The following is a 14,549-nucleotide window of genomic DNA, read 5'->3' as shown; positions in this document are numbered from 1 at the left end:
TACCGCCGCTTTCCGTGGTTTTGACGCTCTGGCTGTCGATCACACCGCCCGTTGGAGAGGCTTCCTTTCCCTCCAGTTCCCGCGCCTCCATGACGAGATGATGGTTGATCCGGGTCCAAAGACCCATAGCTCGCCATTCATAGAAATACCGTTGGACCGTCGAGCATGGCGGAAAATCCTTGGGCAGCATTCGCCACTGGCAGCCCGTCGAGGCGATGTAAAGGAGGGCGTTTATAACCTCGCGCAGATCGGTCCTACGCGGACGGCCAAGACGGCGGGACGCAGGCATGAAGGGTGCGATAAATTCCCATTCCCGATCCGTAACATCGCTTGCATATCGGCAAGCCGCACGGACATAATTCCGTCGGGTGATTTCAGTCCAGGCCATCGTAGTCTCCATCGAATCTTTGCAAATCCGAAGGAATCACAACTGGCTGAAATCACTCAATCCTTTTTGAGGTCGCCTATCATCGATGGGTCCATTGAACAACACCGTGCCTTCGGCGCCAACGGCCTTCGCCATCCGGTCGAGAACCTCCCTCCCAGTTCCCCGGAATAAAGGCGGCCGCATAGACTAAATCCAGAAATTAAGCGATTTTCCTCGGCATTGTGCATCATCCATCCCCACCCCGATCCGAATGACTATAGTTTCAGGAAAAACCGATGAAAGCCTGTGTTGAATTATCGCCAACCTAAAATCATTGCTGGCCTTTGACGGGGCGACCATTTTTCAGGGGGATTTAATTTCTCAATGTCGGTCAGGGGCGCTTGGCTTCAATTTGCTGCCAATAAACACCAGAAAAGCTGCCCGAGGTTTTACTCTGGAAGAGCCACCCGTTTCTTCCGGCTACCGCTCTTGAACGGGTAGGACGATATTCCTCTGCCCGCACTGGGCGAAGCTGGCGGTATGAGCGAGCGTCGATGAGAACAAGGATGCCGACGCCGCTCCTGGCTTGGGGCAATCCCACTATGTGGGGATAGTACCTTGCGATTTGGCAGGGCCGTTAAGCATCGGCACCAGGGCCGACAGATCGGTCAATATCCGGGCGGACCTGGCAAATCCCTTGAAGGACTTGCCCGCTCCCACGCCGGTGAGTTCGCCGACAAGCGCGGCCTGGCAGGCATTTACAGCCGTCTCGTGGATCTTCCCACGGCGGGCCGCTGGCCATTCGTAGAGAAATTCCAGGGCATCCTCGACGCAAGTAATTTCGTGAACAATCTGGTTCTTATCTTTGACGTAGAGCGGATTTGCGAACGCCAAAACAATCATCACAGCCTCCTTGTGAATGGAAATCTGAGTGGTTTTGAGTGGCGGTTGAATTTCCATCAGCAACAGCCATGTCTGATATGGCCCATCTGGCTATGGAAAGCAAGGAAAGTGGGGGTTTCAACTTTTTAATTCTATGAGCCGGGTCGACGAGACAAGTTATTTACGCAGCGCAACGTGACCTTGGCCGTCCGCGGAGATCCGGCGCCGGCCCTCGATCAACGAAGGCAACGGCGGGTTCCGGAGACCGGGATTTCAGGGGCCGGGCGCTCAGGTCGTTTGAGCCAAGATCCCTGCACGGCGAGCGGCTGCGACAAAGGCGCGGCGCGCCTCGTGCGGCGATCGCAATCCATCGAGCACATCCCGGCACGTCCGTTGGGCCGAGCGGTAGGTTCGGCCGCGTGCCCATTCCGGCCAGTTTTCGCGCAGCACTTCCTTGGCCTCCCAGGTGCTCGCGATCATACGGCTGCCGGTGGCTTTGAAATAGAGTTTGACCGGGTTGGAAAAAACGCCATCGCTCATCACTTCCTCCAAATTTTGAGCAAGCAATCAGATGTCGTGTTAGTGCAGACATCTAGCGTTCAATATAGGGTTTACAACCTTCGGTTTCAAGTCGGACGGCCCGATCAGCGAACCACCAGAACCGGCGTGTGGCTGTGTGCAAGGACTTCCGCCGTCTGGCTGCCGAGCAACAGGCGCTTGATCCCGCGCCTTCCGTGGGATGCCATGACGATGAGATCGCAATCATGGCTTGCGGCCGCTTCGAGAATTGCAGTGGCTGGAACCTCGTTAGGAACGTGAATCGCGGCGGCCTCGATGCCCAACTTTCCCGCCTCGGCTTTGACGGCTGACAGGATGTCGTTTGCGAACCGTTTCTGGCCCTCGTCGTAGCGCTCGTAGTCGACGGGACTTCCAACCCATCCGGAACTTGTCGTCGCGCCCTGCATGGGGAAACGTTCGGTTGCGACAACGACCGTCACTTTGCTACCGAGTGCCTTGGCCAGGCTCAGGCCCTGGTCGATGCCTCTCTGCGCCAAGTCTGAACCGTCGGTAGTGATCAGGATATGGTTATACAAGGCTCGTCTCCTTATGGCATTCTTCAACTATACACTGAGGTAAGCACCGGCAGTCCGGCCAACAAGCGGGGCATGTCGAGCAATCCACCGGTCCACCGCCTGCCCGGCGCAGGCTATGGGAAGCGCTGAACCCAGCACCATTTCGATCAGATCGCGGCGTGGCTTCGAGGGGGAACCGGCCCCGCGATCCCGTGACAATTTCCCATGCTGAAGTCTCTCGCCGGCGCACCTACCTGCAAGGGAGGAATGAAAGGCATAAAGCCATGATGGTTTCTCCCAACGGAATGATGGACGGCGTGGGCGTTATACGTGTTGAATGTAACAGCGACGACATTGTCGTCGACTGCCAGATGAAGCGTGTCGTTGGCTCCCGCAACGCTTGCTTCGATGCCAATCGTGACAACGGTCGCGTTAGCCGAAGCTCCGTAGATGGTATCCAGCGAGGCATGGGAGTAATTAGAAGCAAAGTCAGAGGAATTGATATTCTGTATGCCCGTGACGCTGGTGAGGTCCAGAGGCGTGCCGTCGGCGTTGTTGATGGTCTCGCCATTCGAGATGACCGGAGCAGCATTTGGGAGAATACCGCCAGCGCTGATGTTCAATACGTCAGTGCCAGCGCCACCGTCGACGCCACCGGTCTGAACGTTGGTAAAGTTGGTGAGCGTGAATATCTCACCAAGGCCGCCACTGGCGAAGTAGGCGTCCGACGCCGTGTTGGCCGCGTCGACCGTCGCCGGATCTGCGGTAATGCCGTCGAGGATGGCATGCGCCGAGCCACTGGCAGAATCCGTCAGGCGGCCATTTTCCTGATAGACGTTGGCATTCGTCGTCGCCGCTTCCGTTGACCAATGAATACCGGCATCGACCTTGTTTTGCAGATAGGTCTGGTCCGGACTGCCTTCGTTGGTGGAGGCGTTGCCGAGGATCGAGGCGACCACGCTGCCGGCCGATTCGCCGGCCGTCATGCGAGCGCTGTAGTAGTTGAGGCCATCGGCGTCGATGGCTCGGCCGAACACGTTCTGGTAGACCTCCGCCAGGAAATCATTCTGGCTCAGCAGGTCGGGAAACTCGAAAAAGGGATAGGTGTCGGAAGCTTCGGGCGAGGCCGCGAAAGAATCGCCGATGCCCTGGATGGAGACGCCCGCCTCGAGACGGCCAATCCAGTACTGCAGGCCAACCGGGTCCGGAGCGCGATCGTAGAAGCCTATATATACCTGGGCAACGAGTTCTGCATTGCTTGCCATTGTGGAGATCCTTTTTTCCAATGGTTCATGTGCATGCAAGTAGGCGCCGCGCTGTTGCTCGGCGTCGGGTGGTTCAAGCTCCCTAACCCACCGCTACCGGTGGGCTACCCGAAGACCGTGGGTTAAATACCCCACGGGAATACTCGCCATCGAAAAAACAATTCGATCCCCAGCCGGAAATTTTCATTGAAAGGTTCGTCAACCAGCAAGCGGGAAATGCAGTACGAAAAAAAGTGATGCACCATATTGCCCTTGGCTTCGGCTACGCGGCACGTCACCGATACGAACAGCGTGGTCGGCGGCCAGCTTCGCCTGACTCCAGCCGCGCTTGGCGTGGCCGGGCTGCCGGGCTTACGTGGCCGGGTATTCCCAAGGATAAGGTCAAGCTGGATGGAGTCGACTTGCGCCGACCGTGGTGCTTTGATGGCACCGAAATTCGATGAGGATGCCGATGAGAACACCGGTGGCGCTGATGGTGGCCCTGCTTGGCCTTGGCGGATGCGCGGGCAACTCGCTGGTCAGCGGTGAGGAGGCGGCGGTGCTGGTCTCGACCGTCTATGACGACGTCCCGTGCGCGCGGCTGACCAGCGACCGCAACGCGCTGGCGCGTGATGTGGGTGTTCCGACCGACGCAAAAGTGACATTCAGCGGGGTCTCGGCCGGTTTCGGCGTGGTCATTCCCGACTATCGCTCGCAGATGCGCCGCGAGCATGACAGCGCGGTCGGCAAGATTGCGGCGATGAACGATTCCCTGGCGCGGCGCTGCGGGGAGGGGACATCGCAATGATGGCGCGCCGCATCGCAGCTTCGCTGGTTGCGGTGGGTGTCGTCCTTGGGGTGAGCGCGGGCTTGAGCGGCTGCGGCATGGCAAAGGCCTATAGCAACACCGGCAAGATGTTCGACAAATATGGCTGCATGGCCCGCGACATCAAGGGGCAGGCGCCCTGCCCAGCGGACGAGCCGTAGAGCCCCTGGCGCGGACGTTCTCGTCCAAAGTCGTTGCGAAATGAGCCGGGAGCGGTTATACAGGCGACGAATTTCCCATATTGGTGGCTTAACCCACCGCCCGCGCGGGAACGCGGGCGAACGAGAAGGTAACTTTTTTAATGGCCAATACGCTCCTCATGCCCAAGGCTACCGCCGTGTGGCTGGTTGACAGCACCGCGCTTTCCTTCGAGCAGATTGCGCAATTCTGCGGCCTGCATCCACTGGAGGTCAAGGCGATCGCGGATGGCGAGTCGGCGCAGGGCATCAAGGGCATGGACCCGATCATGACCGGCCAGCTCACCCGCGACGAGATCTCGCGTGCGGAAAAGGACGGCAATCTGCGCCTCAAGCTTTCCGAGCCGAAGGTTCGCGTGCCGGAATCCAAGCGCAAGGGGCCGCGTTACACGCCACTGTCGAAGCGGCAGGACCGGCCGAATGCCATTTTGTGGCTGGTCCGCAACCATCCCGAATTGAAGGACGCGCAAATTTCGCGGCTGGTCGGCACCACCAAGTCGACGATCGAGCAGATTCGCGACCGCAAGCACTGGAACGCGGCCAACCTGGTGCCGATGGACCCGGTAACGCTTGGCCTTGCCTCGCAGATCGATCTCGACATGGAAGTCAACCGCGCCTCGCGCGGCAAGGAGGCCGCCGCACCCGTCGGCGATACGCTGCTGCCGGCAGCCCTTACCGAGCGGCTCGTACCGACGCCCGAAAAGCCGAAGGACGAGAATGAGGAACTCGACGCCAACGCCGTGTTCGCCAAGCTTTCGGCACTGAAGTCGAAAGATACCGACGAGGACGACGGCGAGGAATAAGGGTTTTTTCCTCCCCTTTCGAGGGGAGGGATAGAATTACGCTCCGCGCGCCTTGCCCGGCGCGATGCCGTAGTCTTCGCTGCGCTCGACGGCGCGGTAGAAGTCGGCAAGCTGCTTGCCGCGCTCCGGCTTGAAGATGCGCCCGGCAATGACCACCGAGGCGATCCGGTCGATACGGAATGCGCGGAAGTCGCCGCGCATCTCGCACCAGGCGATCAGGGTCCAGACCTTGCCCCAGAACCACAGGCCGAGCGGGCGGATGTCGCGCACGCTGCCGCGCCCGGCTTCGTCGGTATAGTCGATGGTCAAGACCTGGCGTTTCTCCACGGCCCGCTCGATAAGGTCGATCGCCTCGCGGGCGGCATCGCTGACAACCCACATGGGCGTGTGGATTTCGGTCCGGGCGATGCGGTCCTTCTCCGCGTCTGGCAGCACCGCGCCGATCTTGACCAGCGCTTCCTCGGCCGCCCTTGCCATGGCAGCGCCGCCGAAGGCCCGCACCATGCGCGCGCCGGCCACCAGCGCCACGATCTCGTCACGCGTGAACATCAGCGGCGGAAGGTCGTAACCATCCCTCATCATGTAGCCGACGCCGGCCTCTCCATCGATCGGCACGCCCGTCGATTGCAGGTCGGCAATGTCGCGGTAGATGGTGCGCTCGGAAACCTCGAGCCACGTTCCCAGTTTCTGCGCGGTAACAAGCCTGCCGCCACGCAGATGCTGGACAATCTGGAAAAGCCGGTCGGCACGTCGCATGGTCGTTCCTCTTGCCCGCCCAACCCAGGCTCACCGACATAGTATTGCACGATCCTCCTGACAACATTGTGTCAGGAGGATCGTGCGCCTCGGGCAGGTGCATGGTGGCGGTCAGGCGCATGGCAGAGGCACCTTCTTGCGCGCAACAAGGCCGGTTCAATGGCCGAAGCTGCCCGACCCCTTACGCCTTTCCGGCCAGCCGATATCATGCTGGAGATGGGCGGGAAACGAGTTGAGCAGGCGTTCGGTACGGATCTCGTTGCGCAGGGTGCGGACCTTGCCGACATAGCGGATCATGGCGTTCAGAACGGTAAAGGTGGTCATCGCGGCCTCCTGTTTTGTTGAAGGCCACTATCGCATACCGCTCCTGCCAGCACTGTGTCAGCAGGGTGCGGGGGCTCAGCCGAAGCGTCTGGCCGCGTCGATGGCAAGGCCAAGCCCGACCGAGCCGAACCGGTCGGAACGGGAAATGCGGGCGTCCGGAAAGCGCGCAATCGCTGCCTGCTCGACCATCGGCACCTGCACGCCGCCGCCGGTCAGGATGACGGTTTCGATTGCGCCGGCCTGCACGCCGGCTGCCTTCAGCGCATCGTTGATCGACGTGCCGATGCGCCGGACCAGATCCATGCTGGCTGCCTCGAATTCGGCCCGCGTCACGGGCACGTCGAGCGCAAGGCCCGGTTGTTCGATCAGCGCGATGGTTTCGGTGTCCGCGTCGGTCAGCGCGATCTTGGCCCGTTCCACCTCCGCGGCCAGCCGATGGCCGGAGCGGTTCTTGAGCACATGCGCGTAGCGCGCCAGCTTTTCGGGCTCGGCTGCCTCGCGCGTCAGCGTGTGGATGTCGCGGGCGGTTTTCGCCGTGTAGAGCGTATTGATGCGATGCCACGTCGCCATGTCGTTGAAGTACCAGACTGGCAGCTGCCGCTTGCCGTCGAGCGTCGCGGAGCCGAGGCCAAGATGCGGCATGACCCTGGCGATGTTGAACTGCCGGTCGAAATCGGTGCCGCCGACATGAACGCCGGATGTGCTTAGTATATCGTCGCGCCGATCCGATTTGCGCACCCGTTCCGGGGAAAGGCGCAGGACGGAAAAATCGGAGGTGCCGCCGCCAATGTCGACAACCAGCGCCAGTTGCTCGGCGTCGAGCATGCGTTCGTGGGTAAGGGCGGCGGCGACCGGCTCGAACTGGAATTCGACGTGGCGAAATCCGACCATGCGGGCTGCCGCTTCGAGCTGCGCCTGCGCTTGCGCGTCGGCTTCGTCGTCCTCGTCGACGAAGCGCACGGGGCGGCCCAATACGACCTGTTCGGGCGCTGCCCCGTGCTCGGATTCAAGGCGTGAGCGAAGATGGCGCAGGAACCGCCCGATGATCGCCTCGAAGCGCAGGCGTTCGCGGCCGATCTGGGTGGTGTCCTTCATCAGGCCGGTGCCGAGGATGGATTTCAGCGCGCGCATGAAGCGCCCTTCGGCCCCGTCCATGTATTCGAACACGGCTGCCCGCCCGAAATAGGTCTTGCCGTCCTCCAGGCTGTAGAACAGCGCCGAGGGAATGGTCAGGTGCTCGCCTTCCAGCGGAACGAGCGCGGGAGCGCCGCCCGGCGCACACAGGCCGACGGTCGAATTGGTGGTGCCGAAATCGACACCACAAAAATCAATCGGCATGGGTTGGAAACTCGCAAAATGGAGGCCGGCACCGGCAGGCGTGCTCAGCGCTTTTTTGGGGAAAGGCCGTTTAGCGGATCATCGCTGAAAAGGAAAGGCCGCCTGCAGCCCCGTCACCCGCGACGCGGGGCAGTCACACGCCGATCCCCCTTTGCGCCAGTGCCGCGCCGATCTCGTCCAGTATGGCCGGATCGTCGATGGTTGCCGGCATCAGCCATTCTTCCTTGTCGGCGATCTTCTGCATGGTGCCACGCAGGATCTTGCCGGAGCGGGTTTTGGGCAGGCGCTTGATCGTCACCACGGTCTTGAACGCCGAGACCGGGCCGATGCGGTCGCGCACCAGCGTCACGACTTCCTTCTCGATCATGGCCGTGTCGCGGGTGACGCCGGCATTAAGCACGACGAAGCCGAGCGGCACCTGGCCCTTCAACGCGTCGGCAATGCCGATGACCGCACACTCGGCCACGTCGGGATGCGCGGCCAGAACCTCTTCCATAGCGCCCGTGGACAGCCGGTGGCCGGCGACATTGATGATGTCGTCGGTGCGCGCCATGATGAACAGGTAGGTGTCTTCATCGACAATCCCGGCATCGGCGGTTTTGTAGTAGCCGGGGAATTCCTCCAGATAGGCTTGCCGGAAGCGGGCGTCAGCGTTCCACAAAGACGGCAGGCAGCCCGGCGGCAAGGGCAGCTTGATGACGACATTGCCGAGCGTGCCGCGCGGCAGTTCGTGGCCGGCATCGTCGACGACGCGGATGTCGTAGCCCGGCATCGGTACGCCGGGTGAGCCGTATTTGACCGGCAGCAGGCCAAGCCCGACGGGGTTGTGGGTGATCGGCGATCCGGTTTCGGTCTGCCACCAATTGTCGATCACCGGCACGTTCAGCTTCTGCTCGGCCCATTTGATGGTTTCGGGGTCGGCGCGCTCGCCAGCCAGAAACAGCGTGCGGAATTTCGACAGGTCGAAGTTGGCGATCAATTCGCCTTTCGGGTCCTGCCCCTTTATGGCGCGGAAGGTTGTTGGCGCGGTGAACAACGCGACGACCCCATGCTGCGAGATCACCCGCCAGAAGGCGCTGGCGTCCGGGGTGCCGACGGGCTTGCCCTCATAGACGATGGTGGTGCAGCCGTGCAGGAGCGGCCCGTAGACGATATAGGAATGGCCGACCGCCCAGCCGATGTCGGAGGCCGACCAGAACACTTCGCCCGGCTTGACGCCGTATTCGTTGTCCATAGACCATTTCAGCGCGACCATGTGGCCGCCATTGTCGTGGATGACGCCCTTGGGCTGCCCGGTGGTGCCCGACGTGTAGAGGACATAGAGCGGGTCGGTGGCCAGCACAGGCACGCAGTCCACATTGGCGCCGGCGGCACGCTCGCGCGCCACGGCGTCGGCGAAGTCGATGTCGTAATTGTCCTTGAGGTCGCAGCGCAACTGGTCGCGCTGCAGGACGATGCAGCGCTCCGGCTTGTGGCGGGCCATTTCGATGGCCCCGTCGAGCAGCGGCTTGTAGGCGATGATGCGGCCCGGCTCCAGCCCGCAGGAAGCCGACACGATAAGCTTGGGCTTGGCGTCGTCGATGCGGGTGGCCAGTTCGCGCGAGGCAAAGCCGCCGAACACCACGGAATGGACCGCGCCCAGCCGCGCGCAGGCCAGCATCGCAAAGATCGCCTCGGCCACCATCGGCATGTAGATGATGACGCGGTCGCCTTTCGTCACGCCGTGGTTTTTCAGCACGCAAGCCAGCGCGACGATCTCGCGCTTCATCTCGGCATAGGTGAACTTCTCGACGACGCCCGTATAGGCGCTGTCGTGGATCAGCGCCGTCTGCTCGGCCCGCCCGCCGGCAACGTGACGGTCGACGGCGTTCCAGCAGGTATTGCAGGCCGCGCCGGGATACCAATGCCCATAGACGCCCGCTTCAGCATCGAACACTTTGTCGACGGGCGTCGACCAGTCTATGCCCTTGGCCGCTTCCGCCCAGAAGGCATCGGGATCGCGTTTCCAGCCCTCGTAAACCTCGTGATAGCGCGAAGCCATGCCTCTTTCCTCTCCGGTAATTTTTCCTTCATTTGTTCTAGCGCCTGGAAGGGTGGCGCGTCCATCGCGCTTTCGACCGGGAATTTTGGGCTGTCCTTTGACAGCAGCGCGAGATGCTGGTCAAAGGCGGCATGACGAAAATTCTCGCGCTTGTCATCCTGGCGATGATGGTCATCCAGTTGATCAAGCCACTGGGCTGGCCCGGATTGAGGGCGCGACGCGACTTCTGGAAACTGGCGGTGCTGGCGCTGGCCGCCATCTCGCTGACCGCCGTGCTTGGCCACTGGGGCTGAGCCCGCAGCGTCAGGGCGCGGTCTCCAGCGATTCCTGCCACTGACCGAGCGCTGCCAGATGGTTCATGTGGGCGCGGTGCGCAAAGGCTGCCTGGCCGGACGCGACATTCGCAACCTTACCGCTCCATGCTTTTTGCGCCGCCGATTGCAAGGCGCGGCCATAAGAAAAGGTCAGCTTCCACGGCTGCGCGCCAAGTGCGGCGATGGCGTTGAGGTTGGCGGTCGCCTCCACATCGCCCTGGCCGCCGGACAGGAAGGCGATGCCCGGCACGGCGACCGGGACCGTCTCGCGAAACAGCTTTATCGTCTTTTCTGCGATCTCTTCCGCCCCTGCCTGGCTGGCCGATTTCTTGCCGGAAAGGATCATGTTCGGCTTGAGGATGGTGCCTTCGAGCTTCACGCGCAGGCCATAGAGTTCGCCATAGAGCTTCAGCAGCGCCGCCTTGGAGATTTCGTAGCAGGTGTCGATGGAGTGATCGCCTTCCATCATCACTTCCGGCTCGACGATCGGTACGATGCCGGCTTCCTGGCAAAGTGCCGCATAGCGCGCCAGCGCGTGCATGTTGGAAGCGATGGAAGCGCCCGACGGCACCCCGTTGGCGGTGTCGATGTCGATGACCGCGCGCCATTTGGCGAAGCGCGCGCCGAGCTTGTAATAGGCGGTGAGACGCTCGCGCAGGCCATCCAGCCCCTCGGTGACGGTTTCGCCCGGAAAGCCGGCCAGCGGCTTGGCGCCGGCATCGACCTTGATGCCGGGAATGGCGCCGGTCGCCTGGATGATCTCGACCAGCGGCGTGCCGTCGGCGGCTTTCTGACGGATCGTTTCGTCATAGAGGATGACCGAGGAAATGTAGTTGGTCATGGCATCGGAGGTGCGAAACAGCATTTCGCGGTAGTCGCGCCGACTGTCCGGCGTCGACTCCACGCCAACGGCATCGAAGCGCTTCTTGATAGTGCCGGAACTTTCATCCGCGGCCAGAAAGCCTTTGCCGCCGGCCACCATTTTGGCGGCGATGTCTTCGAGGCGTTCGCTCATGGCGGCATTCCTTCCAAACGAGGTTTTCAGTAACCTACCGCCCAAGGAATGGTTGCAGAAAGCCCAAATCGAGCGAACCGCCTCACGATTTTGCGTTTCGGGTGCGCCCCTATTTCTTCAGGACGTCGACGCCGGGCAGCGGCTTGCCTTCCATCCATTCGAGGAACGCGCCGCCTGCCGTCGAGACATAGGTGAAGTCGTCGGCGACGCCGGCATGGTTCAGCGCTGAAACCGTATCGCCGCCGCCGGCGACGGATACGAGTTTCCCGGCCTTGGTACGCGCGGCGGCGTGCCGGGCAACCGCGACCGTTGCGCGGTCGAACGGCGTGATCTCGAAAGCGCCAAGCGGGCCGTTCCAGACCAGCGTGGCTGCGCGGTCGATCCACTGGTTGATGGCGGCGACGGTCTTGTCGCCGGCATCGAGGATCATGGCGTCGCTCGGGCAGGCTTCGATTGCGACCGTCTCGTTTGCGGCACCGGCCTTGAATTCCCTTGCCACGACGCCGTCCGACGGCAAGACGATGGCGCAGCCGGCGGTGGCCGCCTCGATCATGATCTGCTTGGCGGTTTTAGCCAGGTCGTGCTCGCACAGCGACTTGCCGACATCGGTGCCGCGCGCGGCGAGAAACGTGTTGGCCATGCCGCCGCCGATGACCAGCGCGTCGACCTTCCTGACAAGGTTCATCAGAAGATCGATCTTGGTCGACACCTTCGCGCCGCCGACAATGGCGACGACGGGCTTGACCGGGCTGCCGAGGCCCTTTTCCAGTGCATCCAGTTCGGCCTGCATGGTGCGCCCGGCGAAGGCCGGCAGAAGATGCGCCAGCCCCTCAGTCGAGGCGTGCGCCCGGTGCGCCGCTGAAAAAGCGTCGTTGACGAAGATGTCGCCGTTTTTGGCCAGCGCCTCGGCAAAGGCCGGATCGTTCTTTTCTTCTCCGGCATGGAAGCGGGTGTTTTCCAGAAGCAGGATGTCGCCATCCTTCATGCGCGTCACGGCATTGGCGGCCTCTTCGCCGATGCAATCGGCGGCAAAGGCGACAGGCTTGCCGATCATGGCGGAAACGGCGTGGGCAATCGGATCCAGTGAGAATTCAGGCGAGGGCTGGCCCTTCGGGCGGCCGAAATGCGCAAGTAGGATGACCTTGCCGCCCTTTTTCGACAGTTCGTCCAGCGTCGGCATGATCCGCTCGATGCGGGTCGTGTCGCTGACCTTGCCGTCCGTGACGGGAACGTTGAGATCGACGCGCACCAGAACGCGCTTGCCGGCAATAGCGCCCATGTCGTCGAGTGTCTTGAAGCTGGCCATGCCGGATTCCTTTTTGCAGAAAATCTGCCGGACATTACCCGGCGTTTAACGCGATGCAAGGCCGCGAAACCGCGCAGCCCGGAAAAACGCCGGCGTCACGCTGCTTGCGGTGCGTCGTCTTCAAGGCTGTCGCCGTGCAGGCCTTCGGGTGGGGCTGGTGCGTCGGGAACCACTTGTGGCACGGATTGAGCGGTGGGCGGCTCGGCCTTTTTCCGCCGGTTTTTGAGATAGGCCCTGACGCGATCCGCGATTTCGCCGGCGCTGAGGAAGACAGGCACGCGCGCCACGGGAGCGGTCGGCTCGAAGGAAAGGCCGATGCCGGCGATGTGGCCCTTGTCGTCGACGTCGCGCACGATCAACTCGATGGGGCCGATGGGCACGCGGTCGGCATATTCGGCGTGGCCGTCCAGCCGCTCGATGACGAGAGCGGCGACGGTCAGCTTGCGTTCGGCCTCGGTCAGGCCGATGCCGTAGGCTGTCTCCAGTTCGGCGGCGGGGCGGGCCGGATCGACCGCGAACGCGCCGAAGAAATCGGCATCCTCGGGATCGACGACGGCGCGACTGGCAAACAGCTTGTCGAGCAGGCGCGGATAGCGGTCCGGCACGAAGATATAGACGTTGTCGCCGGCGGCAAGCCGGCCCATGTCCTGGAAGCGCATCGAACGGCCCTCGCGCACCACCAGAGACGGGCGCGCCCAGCGCGGGATGCGTTCGCCGCGTGCGACCGGACTGCCGGCTGCGACCTTGTAGGCAAGGAGTTCGTGGCGGGCGGAGCCCGGCAATTCCAGTTCCACCTTGTCGAGAGGGCCGAGGCGGGCGGGAACGATCAGGCCAAGCCGCCGCGCCAGCGGTCCAACCGTCCAACCCTGTATGACCAGCGACACCAGCACGACGATGAAGGCGGTGTTGAAGATCAGCCGTCCGTTCTCCAGCCCGCCAAGCAGGGGCGTGATGGCCAACAGGATGGATACCGCGCCGCGCAGACCGACCCAGGAGATGAAGGCGACTTCCGGCCGTGGCAGGCGGAAAGGCATCAGGCACGCCCAGACCGCGAGCGGGCGGGCAACGAATATCAGGAACAGGCCAAGCAGCACCGCTGGAAGGAGCAGTTGGGGAAATTGCGAGGGCGTGGCAAACAGGCCAAGGATCAGGAACATGATGATCTGTGCCAGCCACGACATGCCACCTTGAAAGCGTTTCAGCATGGTGACGGCGCGGATGTCGGAATTGCCGGCGACAAGCCCGGCCAGATAGACGGCCAGGAAACCGGAGCCGCCGATTGTTCCGGCAGCGGCAAACACCATCAGCGACAAGGTCAGCACGAAGATCGGCAACAGGCCGTGATCGAGATTGAGCTTGTCGACAAAGCGCACGATCGCCATGCCGCCAAGAATGCCGACAAGTGCGCCCAGCCCCATGTTGAGCAGGAAGCCCAAGGCGAGGTCGGCCAGCAGTACCTGGGCTTCGGGGTGCGCATTTGCGGCGATTATCTCAACCAAGGTGATGGTAAGAAAAATGGCGATCGGATCGTTGGTTCCGGATTCGACTTCCAGCGTCGAGCGCACCCGTTCGCGCAAATTGATCTCGCCCGCGCGCAGCAGGAAGAACACCGCCGCCGCATCGGTCGAAGCGACAGCCGCACCCAGCAGGAAGGATTCCAGCCAGGTGAGATCGAGCAGGTAGTAGACGGCGACGCCGAAGACGCCGGTGGTTATGAGCACCCCGATGGTCGCCAGCGATAGCGCCGGCAACGCCGCCTGCCTCAGCACCTTGAGCGGCGTGCCGAAGCCGGAATCGAACAGGATGACGGCCAGCGCCAGCGAACCAACGAAATAGGCGATGCGCGGATTGTCGAACTGGATGCCAAGGCCGTCGCCGCCCGATGCCAGGCCGATGCCAAGGAACAGAAGCAAGAGGGGCGCGCCGAAGCGAAAGGCGATCAGGCTTGAAAACGCCGCGGCGACCACAAGCCCGGTGCCGACCAGCGTCACCAGATAGATCGCGTGCTCCATGCCCCCGGTTCCCTTGCGCTCGTCTCTTAGTTGAGGCGGGCCTTATTTCTG

At 62.3% G+C, this 14,549-nt stretch carries 16 protein-coding genes; 4 read left to right on the top strand and 12 right to left on the bottom strand.

Annotation, left to right across the window (positions count from 1 at the left end; genetic code table 11):
- From ACX3P1_RS21040 to ACX3P1_RS21020, 5 genes are all read right to left on the bottom strand, one after another.
- On the bottom strand, positions 1 to 388 hold a 388-nt coding region (locus ACX3P1_RS21040), incomplete at its 3' end, for an IS5 family transposase (protein WP_459081557.1).
- A 579-nt stretch (positions 389 to 967) separates the two neighbouring features.
- On the bottom strand, positions 968 to 1,327 hold the full coding sequence (locus tag ACX3P1_RS21035) for a DUF982 domain-containing protein (RefSeq protein WP_459081556.1): 360 nt from the start codon (positions 1,325 to 1,327) through the stop codon (positions 968 to 970).
- Positions 1,328 to 1,537: 210 nt separating this feature from the next.
- A complete protein-coding gene (locus tag ACX3P1_RS21030; protein WP_459081555.1) occupies positions 1,538 to 1,789 on the bottom strand; it encodes a DUF982 domain-containing protein in 252 nt (83 codons plus the stop codon).
- Between the two features lie 104 nt (positions 1,790 to 1,893).
- Positions 1,894 to 2,343 (bottom strand): universal stress protein, encoded by a 450-nt coding sequence (locus ACX3P1_RS21025; protein WP_459081554.1) that lies wholly within the window; start codon positions 2,341 to 2,343, stop codon positions 1,894 to 1,896.
- A 146-nt stretch (positions 2,344 to 2,489) separates the two neighbouring features.
- On the bottom strand, positions 2,490 to 3,608 hold the full coding sequence (locus tag ACX3P1_RS21020) for a DUF4214 domain-containing protein (RefSeq protein ID WP_459081553.1): 1,119 nt from the start codon (positions 3,606 to 3,608) through the stop codon (positions 2,490 to 2,492).
- Positions 3,609 to 4,038: 430 nt separating this feature from the next.
- Here ACX3P1_RS21020 and ACX3P1_RS21015 point away from each other — a divergent pair, with 430 nt between their 5' ends.
- The 3 genes from ACX3P1_RS21015 (at position 4,039) to ACX3P1_RS21005 (ending at position 5,392) form a co-directional block, all read left to right on the top strand.
- Positions 4,039 to 4,374, top strand: a complete 336-nt coding sequence (locus ACX3P1_RS21015; RefSeq protein ID WP_459081552.1) for a hypothetical protein — start codon at positions 4,039 to 4,041, stop codon at positions 4,372 to 4,374.
- Positions 4,371 to 4,553 (top strand): hypothetical protein, encoded by a 183-nt coding sequence (locus ACX3P1_RS21010; RefSeq protein ID WP_459081551.1) that lies wholly within the window; start codon positions 4,371 to 4,373, stop codon positions 4,551 to 4,553. Before ACX3P1_RS21015 ends, ACX3P1_RS21010 begins: the two co-directional genes overlap by 4 nt.
- Positions 4,554 to 4,693: 140 nt before the next feature.
- Positions 4,694 to 5,392 (top strand): DUF1013 domain-containing protein, encoded by a 699-nt coding sequence (locus tag ACX3P1_RS21005; RefSeq protein ID WP_459081550.1) that lies wholly within the window; start codon positions 4,694 to 4,696, stop codon positions 5,390 to 5,392.
- A gap of 36 nt (positions 5,393 to 5,428) precedes the next feature.
- Here the strand turns inward: ACX3P1_RS21005 and ACX3P1_RS21000 are convergent, their stop codons facing one another.
- From ACX3P1_RS21000 to ACX3P1_RS20985, 4 genes are all read right to left on the bottom strand, one after another.
- Positions 5,429 to 6,148 (bottom strand): helix-turn-helix transcriptional regulator, encoded by a 720-nt coding sequence (locus tag ACX3P1_RS21000; protein ID WP_459081549.1) that lies wholly within the window; start codon positions 6,146 to 6,148, stop codon positions 5,429 to 5,431.
- A gap of 156 nt (positions 6,149 to 6,304) precedes the next feature.
- Complete coding sequence (locus ACX3P1_RS20995; RefSeq protein WP_459081548.1) at positions 6,305 to 6,472, bottom strand: hypothetical protein; 168 nt, start codon at positions 6,470 to 6,472, stop codon at positions 6,305 to 6,307.
- A 75-nt stretch (positions 6,473 to 6,547) separates the two neighbouring features.
- Positions 6,548 to 7,810 (bottom strand): Hsp70 family protein, encoded by a 1,263-nt coding sequence (locus tag ACX3P1_RS20990; protein ID WP_459081547.1) that lies wholly within the window; start codon positions 7,808 to 7,810, stop codon positions 6,548 to 6,550.
- Between the two features lie 133 nt (positions 7,811 to 7,943).
- The gene (locus tag ACX3P1_RS20985; protein WP_459081546.1) at positions 7,944 to 9,851 is read right to left on the bottom strand and encodes a propionyl-CoA synthetase; all 1,908 of its coding nucleotides are present in this window, start codon (positions 9,849 to 9,851) and stop codon (positions 7,944 to 7,946) included.
- Between the two features lie 113 nt (positions 9,852 to 9,964).
- On the opposite strand from ACX3P1_RS20985, the gene ACX3P1_RS20980 reads away from it, so the two are divergent.
- Positions 9,965 to 10,144 carry a hypothetical protein gene (locus tag ACX3P1_RS20980; RefSeq protein WP_459081559.1) on the top strand — a complete coding sequence of 60 codons (180 nt, stop codon included), beginning with the start codon at positions 9,965 to 9,967 and terminating at the stop codon, positions 10,142 to 10,144.
- A 10-nt stretch (positions 10,145 to 10,154) separates the two neighbouring features.
- Here the strand turns inward: ACX3P1_RS20980 and ACX3P1_RS20975 are convergent, their stop codons facing one another.
- The 3 genes from ACX3P1_RS20975 to ACX3P1_RS20965 all read right to left on the bottom strand — a co-directional run bounded on the left by ACX3P1_RS20975 (position 10,155) and on the right by ACX3P1_RS20965 (position 14,498).
- Positions 10,155 to 11,180, bottom strand: coding sequence for a class I fructose-bisphosphate aldolase (locus ACX3P1_RS20975; RefSeq protein WP_459081545.1), 1,026 nt, complete (start codon positions 11,178 to 11,180; stop codon positions 10,155 to 10,157).
- A gap of 109 nt (positions 11,181 to 11,289) precedes the next feature.
- Positions 11,290 to 12,486, bottom strand: a complete 1,197-nt coding sequence (locus ACX3P1_RS20970) for a phosphoglycerate kinase (RefSeq protein ID WP_459081544.1) — start codon at positions 12,484 to 12,486, stop codon at positions 11,290 to 11,292.
- A 95-nt stretch (positions 12,487 to 12,581) separates the two neighbouring features.
- Positions 12,582 to 14,498 (bottom strand): potassium/proton antiporter, encoded by a 1,917-nt coding sequence (locus ACX3P1_RS20965; protein ID WP_459081543.1) that lies wholly within the window; start codon positions 14,496 to 14,498, stop codon positions 12,582 to 12,584.
- Positions 14,499 to 14,549: the final 51 nt, after the last annotated feature.

This window comes from Mesorhizobium sp. A623, from assembly GCF_054489405.1.
The sequence above is the reverse complement of the archived record's forward strand: the minus strand, read 5'-3'. Positions and strand labels throughout refer to the sequence as shown.